At 43.2% G+C, this 15,323-nt stretch carries 7 protein-coding genes and 4 pseudogenes; 4 read left to right on the forward strand and 7 right to left on the reverse strand.

All coding sequences use genetic code 11. The features are described from left to right. The first annotated feature begins 75 nt into the window (after positions 1–75). Positions 76–1,413: an MATE family efflux transporter gene (locus tag ACMAZD_RS17815; RefSeq protein WP_435250018.1), complete on the forward strand. Its 1,338-nt coding sequence runs from the start codon at positions 76–78 to the stop codon at positions 1,411–1,413. Between the two features lie 60 nt (positions 1,414–1,473). Here the strand turns inward: ACMAZD_RS17815 and ACMAZD_RS17820 are convergent, their stop codons facing one another. Together ACMAZD_RS17820 and ACMAZD_RS17825 are read right to left on the reverse strand one after the other, a co-directional pair. Then, entirely contained in the window at positions 1,474–2,826 is a 1,353-nt protein-coding gene (locus tag ACMAZD_RS17820; RefSeq protein WP_435250019.1) for a sphingomyelin phosphodiesterase, read from the reverse strand. A 386-nt stretch (positions 2,827–3,212) separates the two neighbouring features. Beyond that, positions 3,213–3,635: an organic hydroperoxide resistance protein gene (locus ACMAZD_RS17825; protein WP_435250020.1), complete on the reverse strand. Its 423-nt coding sequence runs from the start codon at positions 3,633–3,635 to the stop codon at positions 3,213–3,215. 130 nt (positions 3,636–3,765) lie between these two features. On the opposite strand from ACMAZD_RS17825, the gene ACMAZD_RS17830 reads away from it, so the two are divergent. Further along, positions 3,766–4,224 (forward strand): MarR family winged helix-turn-helix transcriptional regulator, encoded by a 459-nt coding sequence (locus tag ACMAZD_RS17830; RefSeq protein WP_435250021.1) that lies wholly within the window; start codon positions 3,766–3,768, stop codon positions 4,222–4,224. Positions 4,225–4,736: 512 nt separating this feature from the next. On the opposite strand, the gene ACMAZD_RS17835 is transcribed toward ACMAZD_RS17830, so the two are convergent. Continuing rightward, the gene (locus ACMAZD_RS17835; protein WP_435250022.1) at positions 4,737–5,918 is read right to left on the reverse strand and encodes an MFS transporter; all 1,182 of its coding nucleotides are present in this window, start codon (positions 5,916–5,918) and stop codon (positions 4,737–4,739) included. Positions 5,919–6,286: 368 nt separating this feature from the next. Between ACMAZD_RS17835 and ACMAZD_RS17840 the strand changes: the two are divergent. Next, positions 6,287–6,553 (forward strand): annotated as a pseudogene (locus tag ACMAZD_RS17840) (MFS transporter); the annotation flags it as partial. 89 nt (positions 6,554–6,642) lie between these two features. Here the strand turns inward: ACMAZD_RS17840 and ACMAZD_RS17845 are convergent. Then, a pseudogene (locus tag ACMAZD_RS17845) lies at positions 6,643–8,461 on the reverse strand (hypothetical protein). 233 nt (positions 8,462–8,694) lie between these two features. Continuing rightward, positions 8,695–9,123: an IS200/IS605 family transposase gene (tnpA, locus tag ACMAZD_RS17850; protein WP_435248912.1), complete on the reverse strand. Its 429-nt coding sequence runs from the start codon at positions 9,121–9,123 to the stop codon at positions 8,695–8,697. Between the two features lie 111 nt (positions 9,124–9,234). Between tnpA and ACMAZD_RS17855 the strand changes: the two are divergent. After that, positions 9,235–11,466: pseudogene (locus ACMAZD_RS17855) on the forward strand (DUF1566 domain-containing protein); the annotation flags it as partial. A gap of 586 nt (positions 11,467–12,052) precedes the next feature. On the opposite strand, the pseudogene ACMAZD_RS17860 reads toward ACMAZD_RS17855, so the two are convergent. Both ACMAZD_RS17860 and ACMAZD_RS17865 read right to left on the reverse strand, forming a co-directional pair. After that, positions 12,053–12,757: pseudogene (locus ACMAZD_RS17860) on the reverse strand (IS5 family transposase); the annotation flags it as partial. Between the two features lie 500 nt (positions 12,758–13,257). Next, on the reverse strand, positions 13,258–15,273 hold the full coding sequence (locus tag ACMAZD_RS17865; RefSeq protein WP_435250023.1) for a hypothetical protein: 2,016 nt from the start codon (positions 15,271–15,273) through the stop codon (positions 13,258–13,260). Between the last annotated feature and the right edge of the window lie 50 nt (positions 15,274–15,323).

Here is a 15,323-nt window from a genome sequence, read left to right on the forward strand (position 1 = left end):
ATCCCTTTAATCCACGTTTAAATGTACCAATAATACCCGAAAATAAATTCATCACATTCGGGTATTTTTTATTCTATGGCTATCAACCTAAACACTGATCCTATTTCAAAATCCTTTTATCAGTACCTATGGCCAGCGCTTACTGGCATGTTAATTAAATCCTTGTTCATAATGGGTGATACACTCATCGTCGGGATGGGGGTCGGCTCCGAGGGAGTTGGGGCAATGGCATTAATTGTTGTGCCATTCTCCATTTTTACCGCCATTGCAATGATGGTTGGAATTGGTGGCGCCACCAAAATGTCGATAGAAATTGGCACAAGTAAATCCAGAGCCAGCCAAATCTGGTTTAGTCAATCAATCTTGCTCACAGCGCTGTTTTCGAGCATAACGGTTGGAGTCGGCATAGTCTGGCTAGATGAAATCATTGCCTTGATTGGAGCCACAGGCACTATAGCAAAACATGCTCACGATTATCTGTCTGCGATGTTACCTTTTTTCATCATCTACTCACTCGCTTGGGTTCTATCCTGCTTTGTGCGCAACGATACAAACCCTAAACTGGCCACTTATGCCATGTCTTTTGGTGCGATTGCTAACCTAGCGTGCGATTATTTTTTCATCATAAAAATGGATATGGGAATGGCAGGAGCAGCCTATGGCACCGCGGTCGCGCAAACACTAATTGCATTAATTTTGCTCACTCATTTCATCAAAGGAAAAGGCACGCTGAGGCTTCACTTAAAAGGCATCGGATTAAGTAAAGCGAAAGAAATTTTAAGTATAGGCACACCTACTTTCTTTCTTGAACTCACATCAGCAATGACCATTATTTTGTTCAATTATGTCCTACTACACCAGTTCGGTGAGGGCTACATTATCGCATACGGTTTAACCACAAACGTTGGTATATTTGCCCTATTTGTCATGGTAGGCATCGCACAAGCATGTCAGCCAATCCTTAGCTTTAATCACGGAGCAGGACGCCCAGAACGCATTGATGACATTCTAAAACTGGGGGTGAAAGCAGCCATGGGCAGTGGTACTTTCTTTCTGTTAGGTATCTGGCTGTCGGCACCACTGATTGCCTCAATTTACTTAGGTAATGCGAATGACTTAATCCCAATCGCCGCAAGCGCGCTGACGTTCTACTTCTTCGGCGTACCTTTGATGGGGTTAAACATGGTGATTGCCAACCTGTTCCAAGCCATTGCCAAGCCAAAACAAGCGACGCTTATTTCCTTATGTCGAGGGTTTGTGTTTGTTGCGCTAGGTGTATTGCTACTGCCTAAGCTCTTCCCGCAAGACGGCATTTGGGCAAGCATTGTCTTTGCAGAAGCGCTCACCGCGGTGATCAGTTTGAGCATGTTGCTAAACTACAAACGTAAAGCCCTTTTGCCGGCCTATTCTTGATATTAAATAAATCGGGCCTACAGACTTGCTGTAGGCCCGGATAGATTAAGAAAAAACGACTTATTCATGTTCATCAAAGACGAATTGGCCCTCAACACTGAAGTGATCTGACAAATGCCACTCCCCCCAAGTCTCTTCGCTAACTCGCTGTCTCAACTTAACCGTATTCGTATTTTCAAAGGCTCTACGATGCTCTGAACTAACGAGTACATAATCGAGGTATTCAGATTGGGAGCCACCAGAGTATTTAGCAGACGCGTATGAGTTTATACTCGGATCAAATGTTGCTTCTCGATAACCTTGGTAAGTAGGCGGATCGACCTCAAGCGTAGCCAACATAAGCAAGTACTCAATAAAATCGCTATTTTTATCGATATTAAAGTCACCTGCATAAATGACTGCCTCGTCGGCTGGAATTTGCTTAGTCAACATAAAAGTACGCAATAAACCAAGCTGCAAGCGACGCAATCTTTTGGCAGCCTTTGTATTGAACGAAGCTAGGTGTGTATTGAAAATATGGTATATCTGACCATTTTTATCGATTTTAGTGTAAACAATTCCTTTATCAGCATAACAATCTGTCCCAGAGCAATGATCAAACACCAAAGCATCCGTCTCTAAAATTGGGTATCGACTTAACGTCACAACACCACCATCATAGAGTGCAGCGCTATCACCGCCGACAACATCGGTTTGGTAAGGGTATTCCAGCTCTAAAGCGTCAAACATTGGATCTCTCGCGCTCGAAAACGCTTCCTGTAAGACCAAAACATCATAGCCGGACAAACTGTGTTCCATCAGAGCAGCACGAGCATCAATGTCTGAAGAGACAGAAGGAATCATCCATAGGTTATAAGTAGCAACCGTCAGCACATGATCTCGGTACTCCATGTCGGCAATATCATGGTCAGCAATCACAAACTCAACGTCATCAAAGCCAGAGGTATAAACCGCTTTTACTCCGAACTCAGTATGACTTCCGTCACCTCGGTTAAGATTGGTCACGTAGGGATTATAATCCGTTTTTAAAACGAACCTTTTATACCCGTAGGAAAGCGTGGTACCAGCCCCATGACCGACTAAACGCAATTGCGCCACCGGAGTACCGGTTTCCTCTATCCATCCTCCATAACCGTTTGCACGTTCAACATGCATAAAATAATCATAGGTTGCACCGTTGACTATCCCGTAATAACGATTAAAGTCAGCTACCTTAACTCGTTGGTAAGCGGGTATGATAATTTGCTCTGAGGTCAAACGGTACTGGTTGCCGTTTTCAATTGGAGCCGTCGCATCTGCGATAAAGTTGATACGGACAGGTTCATCCGTGCGGTTTATGTAGTAGACAGAAGTAGCTAGTGCTTGGAACGTCATTGCCCACAACAAGGTGGCAATAGTTAATGCTCTCATCATTAATAATCCTTATTAGTTGTTACACGTAGACTTGCGGGTCCAAGCTAAACCCTATATGCAACCATGTGCAAACCAAAAGGAATCAAAATGTGCGGTGTAACCGAAGTGTTATTGGAATGTTAATATTATGTAATCTTATTTAAAATTATGATCGATTATTGCCCATGATATGCAGTTTTAATCTCAAGGCTGAAGGACTAAGCATTTCACGCACTAGCTAGTTTTTATGACAACCATCAATATCGACCGAAATACACTGCGTTCTTAGAACATTTGAAGCCACCGCTCTTACCCGCTAGAGTCGCGTTAAATGTTCTCGCCTAATACCAATATAAAAAGCCTGCGTAATTGCAGGCTTCCTTATCTTTGTGCCATGGTAGAACGGCTTAAATCGCTTCCCCATTTACCGTTACTGCGACATCAACGTTGCCGCGAACCGCGTTGGAGTATGGGCACACTTGATGTGCGCGACGAGTTAGCTTCAACGCTTCTTCTTGTGACATATTTAGCTCAACCGCTAGGCTCACCGTCAGTGCAAATCCACCGTCATCATTCGGTCCAATACCTACTTCTGCAGTAACGGGGGCTGGCTCTATATCCATTTGACCTTCACGCGCTACGTGCTGAATCGCACTAGAAAAGCATGCCGAATAGCCCGCCGCGAAAAGTTGCTCTGGGTTTGTTGCCGAACCCGTACCACCCATCTCCTTAGGATAAGCCAGTTCTAACTCTAAAAGACCGTCATTTGTTTTTACTTGACCATTGCGACCAGCCACTGCAGTAGCCTGAGTTTTATAGATTGTAGTCATACTAATTTCCTTTTCATTTTAAGTTGTGCGCTATCTAATTGCCCGCAACCTTATATCGAATTAAAGATCGTTGCAACTATATTGCGCACAATTTATTATTCTTTTTTCTATAAACAGCTAGGCAACGCCAATGAGCCAGTGTTACACCGACAACATCATGACCGACGACGATAAACTCTTACTCGAAAACCAAACTTGCTTCCCGCTCTATAGCTCAGCGAATGCTGTGATTCGAGCTTACCGTCCGCTGTTGGACGAGCTTGATCTGACCTACTCACAATATTTAGTGATGATAGTGTTATGGGAGAAAGACGGTGCCAGCGTGAAAGAATTAGGATCACAACTGTATTTAGACTCAGGCACACTCACGCCGCTGCTTAAACGATTAGAAACAAAAGGCTATGTAGAGCGTGGTCGCAGTGAAACGGATGAGCGCGTTCGTGTACTCAATCTAACCGAGCAGGGTCGTGACCTCAGAGAACACGCCAAGTCAGTGCCAAACGCCATGATGTGCAAAATTTCATTAGAGCAGGATGAAATGATCATGCTGAAGAAGCTGTGCGGCAAAGTGCTCGATAATCTGGGCTAACAAAACGGATCGCATAAAGACGACTCTTAAATCAGAAACAAAAAGCGCCGTAGTCAGTGGCTTACCGTCTATAGGCTGTATGTATCTGTTTGCTCCAAACATTGCTGCTCTTTATCTAGGGAGATCGCGTCACCTGATTGAATTTAATGCAACTTCACTCATATTATTCTTCTTATAAGCCCAACTAATGGGTATTAACCTAGTGGTGGCTAACCTTTTTAAGGCCGCAGCAAGCCCCAAACCAGCAAAACTCATATCAATTGCCCGCAGTTTTTTTTTCGTGGTATTAGGTATCATCATTTACCGAAGCGACTCCCAGAAAAAGGGGGGAGTCTTCTATTTGTTGAAACCTAATCGGCAATCTTCAGCTACAGTATGGTACGCAGCTGCAGAAAACACTTTGCTAGTTCTTTAGAGCATCAGAGCGTTTAAATGTGTAAACCGCAGAAACTAAACAGCTCCAATATCGCTATTGGAGCTGTTTTGTCATCGCGCGTTAGGTAACTGCTTAATTAGCGCCAACTAAACACTCGTACTTCATTACCCTCTTCTGGCTTCTTAGGGATATTCAAAGACAGCACCAAAGAAACCACAGCCATTGCCGCACCAATGTAGAACACGGTGGCAGGCGAAGATAGCCAAATCACACCAAACGCGACAGGAATGACAACAGCTGCAATATGATTGATAGTAAAAGAAACGCCTGCAGTAGAAGCCATATCGGCTGGGTCAGCAATCTTCTGGAAATAGGTTTTGATAGCTAGCGCTAAAGCGAAGAATAGGTGATCGACTACGTACAGCGCTGCGGCCCACTCAGCCGTTTGTACTAAAGCATACCCAACAAACACACCAACCAAACCGACATACTCGAAAATCAATGCCTTGCGTTCACCAATTACACCAATTAATCGACCTATACGTTTTGCAAATAAGAAGTTAAACAGGTAATTGATTAAAAACAGTAGAGTGACGTCAGCTGCAGAGTAACCGAACTTTTCCACCATCAAAAAGCCTGCGAATACGGTAAATATCTGTCGTCTTGCCCCGCTCATAAAGGTCAAAGCATAATAGAGCCAGTAACGTTTTCTAAGCACTAATTTCTTGTTTTGTTGAGTCTTGGTTTGAAATTCAGGGAAGCCAAAAGTTATCACTAGCACCAGAACAAAACCTAGACCACCAGTAATGCCATAGACCCAAGCGAAATCGAGCTTTAACTGCTCCAGCATCACCCAAATAGAGCCATAGGTGATCAACGATGCGAAAGCACCAACCGAGATCATTTTACCCAGCATCTCTGGCGCTTCTTCTTTACTCAGCCATTGCAGGGACAAAGACTGCTTCAGCGTTTCAAAATAGTGAAAGCCCGTCGACATCAAAATAGTCGTCAGCAACAAGCCTGTGAGTGTAGGAAATAAACCGGTAATCGCCGTGCCTACAGTTAACATCGCCAGCGATATCAACATAAAGCGTTGCTCACGAATGAAGGCTAAAACAAACACCACGGTAAACGCTAAAAAGCCTGGGATCTCACGAACACTTTGTAGCAAGCCAATATCAGCACCATCAAAGTTCGCCTTTTCTATAACGAAGTTATTAAGCAGAGCCATCCAGCTCGAAAACGCGATAGGAACAATAATAGAAATCAGTAATAAAAAGTTTTGCGGCGTTTTCCAGCCCGTATTCGATGCACTCATAGCTGCCAAATCCTGAATGATAATATTACATAATACTCTGCTTTTCTCTTAAGTCACAAATCATTAACACTTCTGAGAAGTTAAAATGACACGACTTTCATCGTTTACATAGGGCAGTATAATAATGGAAATCGAAGCCTTGCATTTGTGAAACATTATGTTACATTTACCGGGTACTTGATCACAACCAAGTGACGGGAATAACAACCCTGCGTAACACTCCTCTCTACTACGCGCATCCCAATATCAAAACTTCATTCTAAGCCTACCTGCACTTGCAGCGTTTGCGCTTCTGACTTTTATAATAATAACTCATTGGATTAACTATGTTTCCCATCTCTCATGAGGGGAAGTGGTTTCGATTTTTAATGGTATTCATATTTCTTGGTGCTGCCATGGAGACGGATATCTATCTACCCAAATTTCCCGATATATTGAACGACTTCAACACTGACGCGGTTATGGTGCAGCGCATTCTGAGCTATAACTTTATCGGCATCTGTATTGGTTCCTTACTCTATGGACCACTATCGGATCATTTTGGTCGCCGAAAGATACTAATGTTTGGTTTTAGTGTCTTTCTAGCTGCAAGTATCGGCTGTATTTATGCTTCGAGTATCGAGCAATTACTGGCGTCAAAGCCGATTTAAGCAGGCTGAAAATATGGAGTAAATATCTGAATAAAGAAGGGAGCTAACCTCCCTCCTTTATTCATTAAATGTCTTTATAGAGCTTTATAGAAGGTTAACCACTCGCCTCGCTCTAAGCCGCTAACGTTCACGCCAGTGATACCACTCGAGCTTGTTGCATTAGATGGAGAGAATGAAAGGTTAACGTTTTTGAATTTATCGGAGAGTTCACTTTCTGTACCCGTTTGAGAAAGAATGTATCCCAAGTTAGTAGAATTCCAGCTTGAGTTTCCACCGTCTTCCCATTTTTTGAGAAGATCTTTTGTCACCAGTTGGCTGCCAACTTTGAGTGCTGGGCCACTAATGTTTCGGAACTGATAGTAGTCAGCGCCAGAAGAGGTAACCGCAATAACCTTTTCTTCCAACACGTACAAAGATTTAATGGCATTGCTACTCAGAGCCTCTTGTACGAGTAAGGCTCTTATCATGTTATCAACGATATACAGAGAGTTCGCCGTTGTAATGGCGCTGATTTTTCCATCTCGCGATGTCGCAATCTTGCTAATTTCAGCATCGACGCTCAGCTCTCCAAGTACGGTTTTTTGTATCGAGTTAGATACCCACTCAATCTTATTACTATCCAACCCTAACAGTATTTACTGATTCGCGGCAATACTGGCTGTTTTAAGGTTTAAATTATCAACGGTCATCTTAGTCGAAAGGTTAGAGGTATCAATAATTTCTGCCGCTAAATTGCTGTTTGAAAAGTAATTCTTATAGACAATCAAAGCTTCACTTTCGTCATAAGATGGCATGACTTGAGGTGAGGAAGCTTTCAACGCGTGACCCCAGCATTTCATATCTAGTTTATTAGAACTTAGCGATTTGAGCTCTTTCTGTGAGTATATCGAGCTTCCGGTATTTTTAATCGCTAATAACGAGCCGCTTTGTAACAAGGGAACCATTGAGGCTCGTGAGGAAAACACCATTAGCGCCTTGGCTATTACAAATATCACTCGCTGTCGGTGAGACGTAAGCGGTCGGCTTGTAAACCTTGTAGGCCTGAACACCATTTAACGCCGCTACTAACTGAATGATTTCATTAGCATCTACCGTTGTTTCCCCACCACCAGTACCACTTCCGTGATCGAAATCGTGGTCATCATCGTCGTACGAACGGATACTAACCAAACCAGAAACTACCTGAGATGCAGGGTCGCCATTGACTGTCACAGGTTTATTACGTGACGTACTATCAATCTGCATAACCACATCGTTCGCCGTAACAAACACAATCTGGCTGTTCGCAGGGTTCAATGCAATCGACTTAGCTCTATACAGTTCTGGTACTGACTGGGAACCTCTTTCCACCAATGAATCTTCAATTTGTAGATGTCTAGAAACCGATCCTGCAACATCAATGGCAGATAAATCTAAAGTCTGGTGCTTTATCATTAGATCCAGAGCGTGAGCAATATTTGTGTAAGAGGCTTGCTTACCGTCATTTTTTTCCTTTTTCAACGATTTTAGCAACACATTAGACAGTTCTTTGGGGCCATACGTTGTATCTAGCAAGCTGAAATTGATGCCGACATGATCACCCAATTTACTTTGAAGTGATGCTTTTGCTTGTTCAATATCGTTGCTTACGCTGGGGTTAAACATCATCTCACTATGAATCAAGGTCGTGAAAGGTGTTACCAATTCCATACTGGGAGAGGCGGTCAAAATTGCACCATCATATTGCCTCTGTTTCGCGTACCCAGAGACCACTTCAAGCTGTTTCTCTTGGTCACTACATACGCCATTCAGATCTGCATCAGCACATACTAATGAACCTTGATAAGGATAGCCTTAAGCAGACGTTCCCACAGAACTATTTCCGCCCGAACCTCGACCGCAGCCAACGACCATTAAGACACTAGAGATAGCTAGTGATAATTTGCATATTAAGAATTTATTGTTAATTTTTTCGACCAATTCACCTAGCCTATGACTTAGTCGATAGCATTTAATCTGGCTATTAAATCACTTAACGAAATAAAAGATCAAATGATATTGATAATCACTATTATTTAAATTAACATCCTCTGCCTTTTCTATGGATAATTTGTAGATACCCCCGTGCATGCACGGGGTACTTACTGTTACAACTCCATGCGGAGTTGACCAGAATCCTTTTCGCCCTGGTGTCTAACGTAATTCGCTATAACTTGTTCATTCACGCCTACGCTACTGACAAAGTAACCTGGCGACCACACAATGTTCTCTTTCCAGTAAACCTTACTTAGCCAACTGAACGTTTTTCGCATGTGGTGCGACGATTGGCTTTTTAGTTTACCCATGACGTCTGAAATACTGTATTTCGGTGGGATAAGCATCATCATATGCAGATGATCTTCATCAAAGCCTATCGTCTCTATCTCAACGCCAGGTAAACTTCGCAGTAACTTTGGCATAACCTTCCGTAGGTAGCTGCACATACCAGGATTCAGGATTTTCCGACGGTACTTAGTTACCCAAACTACGTGATACTTCGTGTAGTAGATACTATGGGATGAGGTGTAATATTGCATTTATCCATCGTACCGTCTCCAAAGGCATTCATCCACGGGTAAACCCGTGGTTTTCTGTATCCACAGAATAAATAATTTGGAGTTCAGATGGTAAGAAATCCATACAAACTAATGAGTGTTTCACTCATTTCCACAATGCTTATGGCTTGTGGTGGTGCAGAATCAGACCCCAAGCTTAACCAGTCACAAACTCAGCCAAAATCCTCGAATATCTCAGGTATAGCGTTAGATGGTTATTTGCACAAAGCCAAGGTCTGTTTAGACAGAAACAGCAATGCGATGTGTGATTCTGCCGATGGAGACATTGCCACTACGGACACCGAAGGACGATTCCAACTAGACGTCGACAATGATGTCGTCCAATACCCAATATTGGTCGAAGCGGTTGCCGGTATAACCATCGATATGGATTCACCGAATCAGCCTATTGAATCCGGATTTACGCTAGAAGTACCGAGTAGCAATTCGGACGTGATTAGCCCCGTGACGTCTCTCATTGCAAGTGTGTCGAGAACCAGTGGTATCAGTTTTGATGCAGCATCCCAGCTTGTTGCCAATGACTTAGGAATCGACAAACAACTGGCTATTGGTGATTACTCCGGTTCTAGCGCAGCTAAAAGCCGCGAAGTACATATGTTTGCGCGCGGCGTTACTCGCGTACTTCAAGAAGCACAAATAGCCTCTGTTGATGCAGGTGTCGACCAAGTAAATGCTCGAAAAGGATCTATCTACAAGCTGGCAGAGCTTGATTTAGTAAAATTTAAAGCCGAGACCGATAAGCTGTCTCATGGCGCATCAGGAACCGATAGCGCATTGAAACAACTTGGTAAGGAATACCGAGACCAACTCAAAGTTTCCCAAGAAGACATCGATGGAAATAAAATCATCACTAGCCCGCCAGCGCCTAGGTACGGTCAAGTTCGAGTTGCTGCGTCTGACGTTCGTAATACGCCAGCAGGTAAACCGCTTCTTTCAGACAAAGCATTTACGCTTACAACAGTTCCGGCAGCACCAGCTTCGATTACGGTAAATAACGCGATCAATCAATTTGATTGGGCATTTGTCGACTCGTTTAATGAACTAGGTTTGTATGAATATTCATTAGATGACGGCTTAAACTGGATACAAGCCACTGAAAAACCACAGAACATCCGAGATCTCGATATTCCTCGTGGACACCTAAAAGTTCGTGTTGCTAAAGATGATTCTCTAGGTCACCCAACCGGTTTAAGTGCAGCTTCAGAAACACCGATGACGGTAACCCCAGTACAACCGACGCAGCCAGTACTGGAATTTGCTGATGACAGCACCAATCAAATCAATTGGCTTTGGGTTAACGGATACAACGCTCCGTCTTTCTACGAAATTAATCTAGGTAGCGGTTGGAAAGACGTGACCACACTACCTTATCTCGTTGGCAATGTTTCACTTCCTGCAAACACGATTTCGGTTCGCGTTAAGTCAAATGCATTGGATGCACGCCCTGCCGGCGTTCCATTGGTCATTGGCTCTGCATTCATTCGCTCAGAGCATCAGCCTGTAGCGCCAACCATGCCTATTGTTGACGATGCTGAAAACTCGTTCGCATGGACAGACGTTGAAGGATTTACGGGCAGTGACGACTACGAATACTCTTTAGACAGAGGTATTACTTTTAGCCCTGCAACTAGCAACCCACAAACAGTCCCAGATGAGGTGTTTGCTAAAGGGAAAATCTGTGTACGGGTGAAAGCAGAATCGGATCCTCAACATGAAGCCGGTGAAACGCTGTGCTCCGATAAACCCTATACAGAAACACCACAGCAACCAGAAGCACCGACCGCCCCGATCACAGATGATGATAATGATACATTTGATTGGACATTCGTACCTGGGTTCAGCAGCAACAACGATTATGAAATCCAAATTAATTCATTAGGTAATTGGAAGTCAGTTACGCACAAGCCATATCAATTAGGTCAAGAAGATTACGCGGTGGGTTCAATCATCGTTCGGGTCAAAGAAGATTTCCAAACGGGTCGTCCTGTAGGCGATGAATTATATAATGATGTTGAGTTTACAGCGGTTCCGAAAGCACCCAAAGCCCCGACTGGTCTGGTGGTTAACGACGTAGACAACACACTCAATTGGGCATACTTCGACGAGTTCACTCACCCCGAGTACTTTGAAGTCACGCTCGACTCAGGTACAACTTGGGCAACGGTAACTACGAAACCTATTCCAATTGGAAATATAGCCAAAAAAGCAGGTGAAGTTCAGGTACGTGTGCGTGAAAATCCTGACACTGGTATGCCTCACGGAGCAGAAGCATCAACAAGCAAAAGTTTCACCATAGAAGTCCCTAAATGTAAAGATTTTGGTGGCCCGTGTATTTATTTATGGCGCCAAAATGATGGAAAGTTGATTACTTTCCCCCCTTCACAGGCTTATCTAAACACTCTTGGGGGGGTATTCAAAAGATTTGATGACACAAAAAATTCCAGCAAAGTGTCTTATGAGACTCCGGGGGGGCTTGATGGTAAAGCTTATTTCTATAATTTCTCTCTTAGTGGAGCACACAAATTATGTGGAGTTTATAACAATAAATTATTAGGAGGTCGATCAAACTGGCGTTTGCCAAGTGCAAATGAACTGATAAAAGCCTCTAATGAAGCTGCTGGTGATGTGTATTTTGATTTTGTCTTTGAACCTAATGATCCGACATTTTGTGTGTCAGAATCAAAATCTGAACATAGTAAATATAATACTTACCTTTATGATTCTTCCGACAACGACGTTATTACTAGCAAACATTTTTATAGACAAAACTATGTAGCGTGTATCTCAAACCCTTAGTCTTTAACTCTAATCGATTAAATTAATTTGAATGGCCTCACTCGAGGCCTTTTTTGCCATATAAGGTTATCTCTTATTGCAAGAGATAACCTTATAACTTCTGGCAACCCACTGCGAGATTTCTAGGGTGACCACGCACCCAGAAGACTGTCCCTTCTCTTGGGGAAACAAGCGCAACGGCTTGCTTCATCTTAATAGCAGCGTGACACGCTTTCGTGTCGTAAACGCCATCACCAGACACCCCATGGATACTTCGGCGCGTTTGTTTCAGTCGGTTCGGGAGGGCTTCGTGATCTGTAACCGTCGATCAACTTAGATCGGCTGCAATAATTTCATTAGTACTTGTATCGACGGCAATATGCAGCTTTCGCCAGACTCTACGCTTTCCGTCCGTCTCGTGTTTTTTGACTTTCCATTCACTTTCGCCACAAACCTTAAGGTCAGTCGCATCAATGGCTAGGTGCTGTATTGCTCCTCTCATTTTAGTCTTAAATGAGACCTAACCTGCTTGGCTCTATGACTGATGCAGGTGTAATGCAGACAACTTAATGGAACATGAGCAAGTCTAAATACCGAGTAGACAAATCCTTTCAGCACTCTCAGTGGCATAGAAAAGACTCGCTTTATCTGAGCGCTGTCGTGATAGCTAAATCACTGAACCGACGTGGCCTCCCGCGCTTATTCTGTTTGCTTTGCGCCCACCCGCTTATCGCCTCTCATCAGTCCAAAAGGTCAGAGACCTGCGGTTAATGAGTGATTGGTTGTATTGCTTCCTGTTGATTGTTTTGTAACGAGGCATAGGGCTACGAGAGGTAGTAGACGTAGCTGATCAGATCGTAGGTTCTTGATTTAGTTCCACTGAATTACGCAACAAAGCCAAAAGTTACTCAGCAAATTCAATCATAGTTCGAGTTAAAGAGGATATCATCACAGGCCGCCCTGCGGGCATCGAATTAACCAATGATGCTCCGTTTACTGTTAAGTAAAAAAACGTAAATGTGTACCGACTTAAACTCAACCTTAAATAATGCGTGTATTGATATCTTGAGTCTCGACGGTAAGTTATTTACCAGCTCACTATCACAGGAGTACTTAAATAGCATTGGTTATAACACTGAAGCACTTGGAGAGCATTGGGAAGATGGTTAATAAGGCCCACGCGGTTATTTCAGCACCTTCACCCAGAATCAGATGCTATGTATGATGCTTACAGGTGGCGGACCTATCAATTTTACAGGTCGACAAGTAATTCACCTATGAGAGAGGGAGCTGACCTCCCCCTTTCATAAACAACATCCCTTATAGAGCTTTATAGAAGGTTAACCACTCGCCTCGCTCTAAGCCGCTAACGTGCACCCCAGTGATGCCACTTGAAGTTGTCGCATTGGTCGGAGAAAACGAGAGATTGACGTTTTTAAATTTGTCGGAGATTTCACTTTCTGTACCCGTTTGAGAAAGAATGTATCCCAAGTTAGTAGAGTTCCAGCTCGAGTTTCCACTGTCTTCCCACTTTTTGAGGAGTTCTTTGGTCACCAGTTGACTGCCAACTTTAAGAGCCGGACCACTAATATTTCGGAATTGATAGTAATCCACCCCTGAAGAAGTCAGTGCAATGACCTTATCTTCTAACACATACAAAGACTTGATAGCATTGTTACTCAGAGACTCTGTTACAAGTAAGCTTCTCGTCATGTTATCAACGATATAAAGAGAAGTTGCTGTGGTGATAGCACTGGTTTTTCCGTCTCGCGATGTCGCTATCTTGCTAATTGCAGAATCGACATCCAACTCTCCAAGTACCGTTTGCTGAATCGAGTTTGAAACCCATTCAAGCTTGTTATTATCCAACCCCAACAATATCTGCTGATCCACGACAATATTGGCTGTTTTAAGGTTTAACTTATCAATCGTCATCTTCGTCGATAAGTTGGTCGTATCAATAACCTCAGCTGCTAAGTTGGCGCTCGAAGAATAATTCTTATAAACAATCAAAGCTTCACTTTGGTCATAAGATGGCATGATCTGAGGCGAAGAGGATTTAAGTGCGTGACGCGAATTATTCATAGTTAACTTGGCAACACTTAACGATCTGAGCTCTTGCTGCAAGTAAATCGAACTGCCAGTATTTTTAACTGCCAATAACGAACCGCTTTGCAGCAATGGAATCACTTTTGTAAAGTTATCGTTGATACATGATTGAATAGAATCAGGAGTTTCAGCGGGTTTAGGCTTAGGAATTGGCGGCAGCGTTCCTCCACTTCGGCTACTGTAGGTATCAATCTTAAACGCCTTTGCACCACTATTATTATTGGTACTGGTTAGACTCGATAAAAAGATGCCGTTGGCACCTTTACTATTACAAATATCACTCGCCGTCGGTGAGGCGTAAGACGTAGGCTTATAAACTTTATAGGCTTGACTACCATTCAATGTAGGTACTAACTGAATGATTTCGTTAGACTCTACCGGTATCTCTCCGCCACCAGTTCCGCCTCCATGGTGGTCATCATCATCATCATCATCATCATCATCATCATCATCATCATCGTAATCGTAATCGTAATCGTCATCGTGAGAACGAATACTAATCAAGCCAGAATTATCTTGAGAGGCTAAACCACTATCAAGGGTAACAGGCTTATTACGTGAAGAGCTATCGATTTGCATCACGACATCATCTGCCGTTAGAAACACAATCTGACTACTTGCTGGGTTGAGAGCAATCGACTTCGCACCAGATAACTGTGGTACTGATTGTGAACCGCGAACAACCAAAGCATCCTCTATTTGTAAGTGCTTCGAAGCAGTCCCTGCGACATCGACGCCTGACAGGTCTAACGTTTTATGCTCGATCATGAGGTCGAGAGCATGGGCAATATTTGTGTATGCAGCTTGCTTTCCGTCAGTTTGCGCCTTTTTCAGCGATTTTAACAACAGATTTGATAGATCTTTAGACCCATGAGTTGAGTCTAGAACATCAAAATTGATGCCAACATGATCGCCTAACTTACTTTGAAGCGATGCTTTTGCTTGTTCTACATCGTTACTTACCGTTGGGTTAAACATCATCTCGCTATGAATCAAAGTAGTGAAAGGCGTCACCACTTTCATACCAGGAGAAGCAGTCAAAATTGCACCATCATATTGCCTTTGCTGTGCGTACCCAGAAACATCAGCAATCTGTTTCTCTTGATCACTGCATACGCTATTCAGATCTGCATCAGCGCAGACTAATGAATCTAGAAACGCATAGCCTGAAGCCGTAGACCCAACTGGGTTTTCGCTATCAGAACTGCCTCCACATCCTGAGACCATTAAGACACTAGAGATTGCTAGTGATAATTTGCATATTAAGAATTTATTGT

Source organism: Vibrio sp. nBUS_14, from assembly GCF_051201655.1.
Taxonomy (GTDB): Bacteria; Pseudomonadota; Gammaproteobacteria; order Enterobacterales; family Vibrionaceae; genus Vibrio.

Bases quoted from the DNA above. Each gene is read 5' to 3' on its own strand.
- ACMAZD_RS17865 (WP_435250023.1), bottom strand. From the start codon at position 15,273: ATGGTCTCAGGATGTGGAGGCAGTTCTGATAGCGAAAACCCAGTTGGG.
- ACMAZD_RS17825 (WP_435250020.1), bottom strand. From the start codon at position 3,635: ATGACTACAATCTATAAAACTCAGGCTACTGCAGTGGCTGGTCGCAAT.
- tnpA (WP_435248912.1), bottom strand. From the start codon at position 9,123: ATGCAATATTACACCTCATCCCATAGTATCTACTACACGAAGTATCAC.
- ACMAZD_RS17820 (WP_435250019.1), bottom strand. From the start codon at position 2,826: ATGATGAGAGCATTAACTATTGCCACCTTGTTGTGGGCAATGACGTTC.
- ACMAZD_RS17830 (WP_435250021.1), top strand. From the start codon at position 3,766: ATGAGCCAGTGTTACACCGACAACATCATGACCGACGACGATAAACTC.
- ACMAZD_RS17835 (WP_435250022.1), bottom strand. From the start codon at position 5,918: ATGAGTGCATCGAATACGGGCTGGAAAACGCCGCAAAACTTTTTATTA.
- ACMAZD_RS17815 (WP_435250018.1), top strand. From the start codon at position 76: ATGGCTATCAACCTAAACACTGATCCTATTTCAAAATCCTTTTATCAG.